This is a genomic window from Vallitalea sediminicola, from assembly GCF_054408565.1.
In genome coordinates this window covers 1-304 of record NZ_BTPT01000154.1, presented here as the reverse complement: position 1 = coordinate 304, position 304 = coordinate 1, and the positions used below count along the sequence as shown (strand labels likewise).

At 26.6% G+C, this 304-nt stretch carries 1 protein-coding gene; it reads right to left on the bottom strand.

Annotated features, from left to right (window positions below):
- Nucleotides 1-262: hypothetical protein (locus tag ACX6CF_RS26255; RefSeq protein ID WP_458788339.1), on the bottom strand; the 262-nt coding region annotated here is incomplete at its 3' end.
- Nucleotides 263-304: the final 42 nt, after the last annotated feature.

Sequence of the window (304 nt, the reverse complement as noted above, 5' to 3'; positions counted from 1 at the left end):
GTTGATTTTCAATCCTTGCATCAATCTCTTCTTGTGAAAGAGTCACTAATTCCTCATTACTAAAGAACAAATTATAATTTTTAGCCTTATCAATTATTTTATACTCACCATCTTTTAATTCAAAATGATATTTGATGGCACCATAATATTTGTCAGTTTTACTCTGAAATATCTCTCTTACAAATACATAACTCCAATCCTCATTATAATTATCTTGATAAACATCACTAATCTTTATTTCATGCATTTTTTCATCCATCATCTGTATAAAATTATCCTCTTGATTCATCGGATAATTTTATAC